The organism is Mucilaginibacter sp. GW821-FHT07G05, from assembly GCF_059418565.1.
In genome coordinates, this window is record NZ_JBWKQC010000021.1 from 1 (window position 1) to 7,023 (window position 7,023).

Here is a 7,023-nt window from a genome sequence, read left to right on the forward strand (position 1 = left end):
ACTGTCCGGACTTTCAAAAGTAAAAAAGGAGTATTAGCCTCTTTCGTCAACATCGTTTTAAATACGTGTCATGAGGGACCTCTATGTTTCTCCTTTTCTTCTGATCTATTATAGTACAAAGATATGAGAGGGTCGACGAGCGAAGCGATGTCGGGGTGAGTCAATAGGAGGGCGGATTTTATCAACAACCTTATTAAGTTGCCGGGTAGGGGCACAAGTCTGTTACATCATTCACTCCCATCCATTATAAAAATATGCTTTGCTACTATCAAAAAAACATCTACTTTTGCATCGCATTATACTTACAACAAAACTCGACCGCACATCGTTCTTACAATACAATGCTAAATAGAAGACACTTAAGAGTAAAGGTACTACAATCCCTGTATGCGTACCATCAGTCAAGCAACCGCGACGTTAAACAACACCAGAAAAATTTATTGCAGAGTGTAGACAGTGTATACGAAATGTACATCTGGATGCTTTCGCTTATTTCGGAAGTGGTAAGTTTTGCTGCCAATGATGCCGAAGAGCGCGCTAACAAGCACTTACCTACCGCCGATGACCTTAACGCAAGCCTTAAAATTTTGGATAACAGGTTCATCACCTCGTTGAGCCAAAACAAGGAATACATAGCCGCGATAAAAAAATATAAAATAGATTGGGGCTTTGAACCAGAACTATCTAAAACCCTCTTCAATGTTTTAAAAGCATCTGACGAGTATAAAGAATACCTGGCTAAAACCGACGATACCCTGCATTCTGATAAAGATATCATTAAGTTCATCTTCAAAAAAGTGATCCTTAAATCATCATTGGCCGAGCAGGTTTTTGAAGATAAGTTTATTGTTTGGCCGGTTGATAAGGATGTATTGCAGGCTTTGATCGCTAAAACCTTCAAAAACTTCTCTCACGATGAGCCGCAGCTGAACAAGCTGGCCGAGGTTACCGGTAACTGGGAAGAGGACCGCGAATTTATTATTGACCTGTTCGACAAATGCGTAAGGCACGATGCCGAATACCAGGAGATGATAGCCGCCAAAACCCAAAACTGGGAGCCCGAGCGTATAGCTATGATGGATACCCTGCTGATGAAAATGGCCTTAACCGAGTTTATCAATTTTAGTTCGGTACCGGTAAAGGTTACTATTAACGAGTACCTGGAGATCTCTAAAGAGTTCAGTACACCGAAAAGTAATTCATTCATCAACGGTATTTTAGATAAGATACTGGCCGAATTGAAAGCCGAAAACAAGATCAAAAAGTTTGGCAGGGGCCTGATTGAGTAATTGCTGAAAATTAATAGCTTTATTGCCAAAATAAAGCCATTTAATTAAACGTAATATATACTATGAAAAAGATATTTTTAAGCCTGGTTGCCGCCACTGTTATTTTAGCAGCTTGTAATCAATCAAAAACAAATAACAGCGAAAGTGCTGCTGATACCACTGCAACTAACGGTGTTACTGCCGCCTCTGCCCCGGTTGATTCTGCACAGGCACCGGTAATTCAGTTTGAAGTACCCATGTACCAGTTTGGTAAGGTAACCGAAGGCGAAAAAGTGAATTACGAATACAAATTTACCAATACAGGTAAATCGCCGCTAATTATAGCCAACGCGGTTGCAAGCTGTGGCTGTACGGTGCCCGAGTGGCCAAAAACACCTATCGCGCCTAATGCCGGTGGTGTTATTAAAGTTACTTTTAACAGTGCCAACAAAGTAGGCGTGCAAGATAAACTGATAACTGTTACTGCCAATACCGTACCTGCACAAACTGTAGTGCATTTGGTAGGTGAGGTTGTAGCCAAAAAATAATTACACACTAATAAAATAAAAATTAAGCAATGGGTACCCAAACTCCGCAGTTGATAATGATGGGATTGATCATCCTGGTATTTTACTTCTTTATGATCCGTCCGCAGGTAAAAAAACAAAAAGATCAAAAAAAATATGTTGAAGAACTAAAAAAAGGCGACAAAGTTGTTACCACTTCAGGCATACATGGTAAAATTTTTGAAGTAGGCGAAACTACCTTCATCATCGAAATTGATAACGGTGTTAAGGTGAAATTTGATAAGGTAGCTATCTCTTTAGAGGCATCAAAAGCGCTTAATACGCCAGTTGTAGCTAAATCTTAATAAAAAAACATTATTTTTATAATGCCGTTCAATTGTATTAATTGAGCGGCATTGTAGTTTAATGGCATGGCAATAGTAAAATTATCACCTGTAGAACGAAGACGGCTTACCGCGTTTGCAAGCTGTTTGGCGCTGGCTATTGTAGCCTGGGTGTTTACTGTGCTCTCCAACCCGTACGATTTCGTTATCCGTAAGGTGATCAGCTATAAAAATAGCCCGCAAAAGAAGTCGTTTCATCAGTTGCAGTCTGACACAGTAGACGCTACAGTGCATGGCACTGGCTGGCAAATGCTGTTTTCCAGGTTTACCGACGACTCTAAACCGCTGGATATCGACCTGCAAACACTGGATAAACGTAATTATGTGGTGTTGAGCACGCAATTGTTCGCCATTAATAAAAAACAAGCCGAAAACCGCCAGATAGTCGGTATAGACCCCGATACGCTGTATTTCGATTTCTCTAACCGCAGATTTAAAAAGGTACCGGTAAAGCTGGTGAAGTCTATCAAATACGAAAAGCAATATTTTCAGTCGGATGATATTGAGATAAAGCCAAACGAAGTAACTGTAAGCGGCCCAAGCGAGGTGATCAGTAAAATTGAATACTGGAAAACCGACACACTAAGGGGTACTGATATTAATGAAACCCTACAGGGGCAGCTAAAACTGCAACCTGTAAAAGAAGGTAACATGAGCGTTTACCCTAAAACTGTACAGGTAAAAATACCGGTTGATGAGTTTACCGAAAAAAGCTTGCAGGTGCCCGTCAAGGTGATCAATAACAGCAATTATTACAACGTAAAGATCTTCCCCCAAAAGGTTAAGGTTACGTTTGTTACCTCTTTGAACGATTATCCTAATATCGACGAAGCCTTTTTTGTTGCCGCCGCCGATCTGGATCTGTGGCGTTTGCACGGGTACAATGTATTGCCGGTAAAAATAAACCGCTTGCCGCCTTATTGCCGTATTGTAAAGATAGAGCCTGCCAATGTTGATTTTATTATAAAAAAATAATGCTGAAAGTAGGCCTCACCGGTAACATAGGTAGCGGAAAAACCACCGTAGCGCAAATATTTGAAGTATTGGGCATCCCGGTATTTTATTCGGATACCGAAGCTAAAGCCGTAATGACCACCGATGCCGAGTTAATTGTCGGGATTAAGGAAACATTTGGCGAAGCATCTTACTTTGAAGATGGCAGCCTCAACCGCAAGCATATTTCGGGCATAGTGTTCAACAACCCTGCCGAATTGGCCAAACTTAACGCGCTGGTACATCCGGCAGTTTTCAGGGCTTTTGATGCCCGTATTTTGCAGTTTGAGGGCAAAGTGCCCTACATTATAAAAGAAGCCGCTATATTGTTTGAAAGCGGCTCATATAAAGATTGTGATGCCACTGTATTGGTTACCGCCCCGCTGGAAACACGGATACAACGGGTAGTGCAACGCGATAATTTACAGCACGATGAAGTGCTCAACCGCGATGCCCGCCAGTTTCCGGAAGTGGAAAAGCTGAAGATGGCCAATGAGGTGATCGTTAACGACGACTCGCAGCTGGTGATTCCGCAGGTGCTGGCATTGCACAACAAATTCTTATCTCTCGTAAAAGTTTAATGATCCTCGACGATTTTTTGATTTATAATACCAACGGTTTATACTGTAAATACGGTGATTTTTATCTCGATCCGCAAGTGCCGGTAACCCATGCCGTAATATCACACGCCCATGCCGACCATGCCGTAGCCGGGAACAACGAAGTTTATTGCACCGAAGCCACAGCAGCGTTTATGCAGTTACGGTATGCTAAAAATGCCGCTAAAATATTTAATATCGCCGCCTATCATCAAACTTTTGTAGTAGGAGGGGTGGCTGTCACTTTTATATCGGCTGGCCACATGTTGGGTTCGGCACAGGTACTGATGGAATACCAGGGTACTAAATACCTGTACACCGGCGACTACAAGATACAGCCCGATGCTACCTGCGAACCGATAGAATGGGCAAAGGCCGATGTACTGATCACCGAAAGTACCTTTGCCGATCCGGAAGTATTACACCCCGATCCGGTAGAAGAAATAAAAAAGCTGAATGATATTTCGCTCAATATTATGCTGGGGGCTTACAGCTTAGGTAAAAGCCAGCGACTTATTAACCTTATAACCGAACATGCTCCGCTGAAAACGGTACTGGTACATCATCGTATTATGCCCATAAACCAGGTTTACGAGCGCATGGGCTACAAGCCGGGTAAGTACCAGGTATATGGCCGTAAGCTGATGAAACAACAGGGGGGCTTTGTTTATATAGTACCGCCTTTTACGTTCGATAGTTACGCGCGGGCAAAGGATGTAAAGCGTTTATTTGCTTCGGGCTGGAAAAATTTACAGGTAAACAAGCAGGATACGCTCTTCATATCCGACCATGCCGACTGGAACGATATCCTCGAAGCGGTAAAGCAGGTGCAGCCAAGCCAGATATGGACATTGCATGGCGACGGCAGGCATTTAAAAAATCATTTTAATAATGATATTTTTGTTAAATTGCTGAGTTGATAATGTTAACTGAAAACGTTGATTATTACATAAATGAGGAGGGTAATTTTGTTTTTACCCGCGAGTACCATTTAAAAAGAGGCTACTGCTGCAAAAATAAATGCCTGCATTGCCCCTGGGATTACGGTAAACCAAAACAAACCAAACAAATAAAAAAATTATAAACATATTTGCATTTCAGGCATTTATATAATTTATGCGTATCGAAGACGAAATACAAACCACCAATTTTGAAGATAATTACCACAAGGTAACTATCAATATTTCTTATACGTCCGGCTGGATGAGCAATTTCATGCGCCCGCATTTCGAGAAGTATAATCTTACCGTGCAGCAATTTAATATATTGAGGATATTGCGCGGGCAGTACCCTAAGCCTGCAACCATCAATTTGCTTAAAGACCGCATGATCGATAAAATGTCCGACGCGTCGCGCATTGTAGATCGACTGGTACAAAAGGGCCTGGTATCACGCTGCACCAACTCAAAAGACAGGCGCGCCGTTGATATCCGCATCAGCGAAGAAGGCCTTGCCATACTTTCAAAAATGGATGTTGATTTTAAAGCCAAAGATCTTTTACGCAGCAACCTCAGCGAAGAAGAAGCAGGTACCTTAAGTGACCTGCTGGATAAGTTGAGAGGATAGGTTTCTTTAAGCTGAAAGGAGAAAGCTGAAAGGTTTCTTTAAGCCGAAAGCAAAAAGGATAAAGCCGAAAGGTTTTTTATAAGCTGAAAGCAAAAAGGTTAAAGCTGAAAGTTTATTGATCCGATTTGTCAGCTTTTAGCTTTAGTCTTTCAGCTTTACGCTTTTACCTTTCAGCTTTTCGCTTACAAAAGAAACCCTGCCAAAGCTATCCCAACACCTAACAATACTGCTACCAGTTTGCGGAGGTTGAATTTATGGTCGGCGCTTGATTCAAAGAGGATGGTGGTTGAAATGTGCAGGAATATACCGATCACTACACCCATTATGCGGTTAAAATACTGTTGCAGGTTGCCGATATCGCCGTTGCTTAACGCGGTGCTGAAGTAATAGCCTGCCGGGGCCATAACGGCGAACAGGATGATATAAAAGATAGTTTTATTGCGACTTTGTCCGTTGCCTAACAAAACGCTGCCCAGGGCGAATGCTGCCGGTATATGGTGCAGGGCAATGCCGAATATGAGTTGTTTCTGATGCCCTTCGGCGATTGGCATACCTTCTAAAAAAGCGTGCAGACAAAGGCTGATCATAATTCCCAGCGGAAACACTACATGCCCGTGATTGTGCGTATGAATATGGCCATGCTCAATACCATCCGAAAATTGTTCCATCAATATCTGGAACAGAAAACCGACTAATATAAATACCCCAACCAAGTTATCGTTGCCATGGTAGGCATCAGGTATCAGGTGTAAAACAGTGATGCCGAACAGATAGGCACCGCTAAAGGATAATACCAGTTTAAGCAATTTATGGTTATTGCCCTTAAACAGAAACACGCTTAAACCACCCAATAAGGCACTCGAAAATAACAATATGATTTGCCAGGCGGTCATTTAAAACTTAGGTTGTAATTTCTTAAATAATAGGGCAAGGGCAAAGCCAACCAATAAGCCGTACAGGGCTCCGCCGGTAACATCAATGGGGTAGTGCACGCCTACGTATACTTGCGCAAAGCATATTATGCCGGCCCATATCATGGTAAGCGGCCATATCCAGCGCCAGCGTCTGCTGAAAACAAGGCTTAAAAAAGCAGCCATAGCAAAATGATCGGCGGCATGGGTAGAAGGGAAGCTATAACCCGATCCGCATGGGATGCGCTCCACATCGGTTTGCGATACAATAGGGTCGTTACAAGGCCGTAAACGCTTTATGGCCGGTTTAATAATGCTCGCGCTGGTAAAATCGGCAACGCCTGCACTGGCCGCCAGCATTAATACGATGATCACACCGGTCTTTTTGAACTTGTATATGCAGAAGCCTACGATAAAAATATATAGCGGTATCCAAAACCTTGGGTTGCGCATATAGGGCATGATCCAGTCAAAAAAAGCATTGCCCAGATCATGGTTAATAAAATAAAAAAAATGCCGGTCGAATTGTAATAGCTGGTCGGGCATCGGGTATTTGTTTTTTAAAAAGCGAGCGCAAATATAGCCATTAAAATGCTGGTTAAAACAACACTATTTTTACCCTGCTATCGTTTAAATATCTTTACTTTTGGCGCAAATATAATCGTTGTGACGTTAATCAAATCAATATCAGGCATCCGCGGTACAATAGGCGGCCCGGCAGGAGACGGCCTTACACCCATAGACATCGTAAAATTCACATCAGCGTATGGCAGCTG

At 42.4% G+C, this 7,023-nt stretch carries 10 protein-coding genes; 8 read left to right on the forward strand and 2 right to left on the reverse strand.

Annotation, left to right across the window (positions count from 1 at the left end; genetic code table 11):
* Positions 1-341: 341 nt before the first annotated feature.
* The 8 genes from nusB (at position 342) to AC07NA_RS26190 (ending at position 5,336) form a co-directional block, all read left to right on the forward strand.
* Positions 342-1,289, forward strand: coding sequence for a transcription antitermination factor NusB (gene nusB / locus AC07NA_RS26155; protein ID WP_345214103.1), 948 nt, complete (start codon positions 342-344; stop codon positions 1,287-1,289).
* Between the two features lie 62 nt (positions 1,290-1,351).
* Positions 1,352-1,816, forward strand: coding sequence for a DUF1573 domain-containing protein (locus AC07NA_RS26160; RefSeq protein ID WP_345214104.1), 465 nt, complete (start codon positions 1,352-1,354; stop codon positions 1,814-1,816).
* A 29-nt stretch (positions 1,817-1,845) separates the two neighbouring features.
* The gene (yajC, locus tag AC07NA_RS26165; protein WP_345214105.1) at positions 1,846-2,139 is read left to right on the forward strand and encodes a preprotein translocase subunit YajC; all 294 of its coding nucleotides are present in this window, start codon (positions 1,846-1,848) and stop codon (positions 2,137-2,139) included.
* 66 nt (positions 2,140-2,205) lie between these two features.
* Positions 2,206-3,153, forward strand: a complete 948-nt coding sequence (locus tag AC07NA_RS26170; RefSeq protein ID WP_494901018.1) for a CdaR family protein — start codon at positions 2,206-2,208, stop codon at positions 3,151-3,153.
* On the forward strand, positions 3,153-3,752 hold the full coding sequence (coaE, locus tag AC07NA_RS26175; RefSeq protein WP_494901020.1) for a dephospho-CoA kinase: 600 nt from the start codon (positions 3,153-3,155) through the stop codon (positions 3,750-3,752). The genes AC07NA_RS26170 and coaE overlap by 1 nt, the downstream gene beginning before the upstream one ends.
* Positions 3,752-4,690, forward strand: coding sequence for an MBL fold metallo-hydrolase (locus AC07NA_RS26180; RefSeq protein WP_494901022.1), 939 nt, complete (start codon positions 3,752-3,754; stop codon positions 4,688-4,690). The genes coaE and AC07NA_RS26180 overlap by 1 nt, the downstream gene beginning before the upstream one ends.
* Before the next feature lie 2 nt (positions 4,691-4,692).
* Positions 4,693-4,854, forward strand: a complete 162-nt coding sequence (locus tag AC07NA_RS26185; protein ID WP_345214109.1) for a C1orf53 family protein — start codon at positions 4,693-4,695, stop codon at positions 4,852-4,854.
* A gap of 32 nt (positions 4,855-4,886) precedes the next feature.
* Positions 4,887-5,336, forward strand: coding sequence for a MarR family winged helix-turn-helix transcriptional regulator (locus AC07NA_RS26190; protein ID WP_345214110.1), 450 nt, complete (start codon positions 4,887-4,889; stop codon positions 5,334-5,336).
* Between the two features lie 182 nt (positions 5,337-5,518).
* On the opposite strand, the gene AC07NA_RS26195 is transcribed toward AC07NA_RS26190, so the two are convergent.
* Together AC07NA_RS26195 and AC07NA_RS26200 are read right to left on the reverse strand one after the other, a co-directional pair.
* Positions 5,519-6,229, reverse strand: coding sequence for a ZIP family metal transporter (locus AC07NA_RS26195; protein ID WP_494901023.1), 711 nt, complete (start codon positions 6,227-6,229; stop codon positions 5,519-5,521).
* Complete coding sequence (locus AC07NA_RS26200) at positions 6,230-6,793, reverse strand: phosphatase PAP2 family protein (protein ID WP_494901024.1); 564 nt, start codon at positions 6,791-6,793, stop codon at positions 6,230-6,232.
* Between the last annotated feature and the right edge of the window lie 230 nt (positions 6,794-7,023).

Bases quoted from the DNA above. Each gene is read 5' to 3' on its own strand.
- nusB (WP_345214103.1), top strand. From the start codon at position 342: ATGCTAAATAGAAGACACTTAAGAGTAAAGGTACTACAATCCCTGTAT.
- AC07NA_RS26160 (WP_345214104.1), top strand. From the start codon at position 1,352: ATGAAAAAGATATTTTTAAGCCTGGTTGCCGCCACTGTTATTTTAGCA.
- yajC (WP_345214105.1), top strand. From the start codon at position 1,846: ATGGGTACCCAAACTCCGCAGTTGATAATGATGGGATTGATCATCCTG.
- AC07NA_RS26170 (WP_494901018.1), top strand. From the start codon at position 2,206: ATGGCAATAGTAAAATTATCACCTGTAGAACGAAGACGGCTTACCGCG.
- coaE (WP_494901020.1), top strand. From the start codon at position 3,153: ATGCTGAAAGTAGGCCTCACCGGTAACATAGGTAGCGGAAAAACCACC.
- AC07NA_RS26180 (WP_494901022.1), top strand. From the start codon at position 3,752: ATGATCCTCGACGATTTTTTGATTTATAATACCAACGGTTTATACTGT.
- AC07NA_RS26185 (WP_345214109.1), top strand. From the start codon at position 4,693: ATGTTAACTGAAAACGTTGATTATTACATAAATGAGGAGGGTAATTTT.
- AC07NA_RS26190 (WP_345214110.1), top strand. From the start codon at position 4,887: ATGCGTATCGAAGACGAAATACAAACCACCAATTTTGAAGATAATTAC.
- AC07NA_RS26195 (WP_494901023.1), bottom strand. From the start codon at position 6,229: ATGACCGCCTGGCAAATCATATTGTTATTTTCGAGTGCCTTATTGGGT.
- AC07NA_RS26200 (WP_494901024.1), bottom strand. From the start codon at position 6,793: ATGCCCGACCAGCTATTACAATTCGACCGGCATTTTTTTTATTTTATT.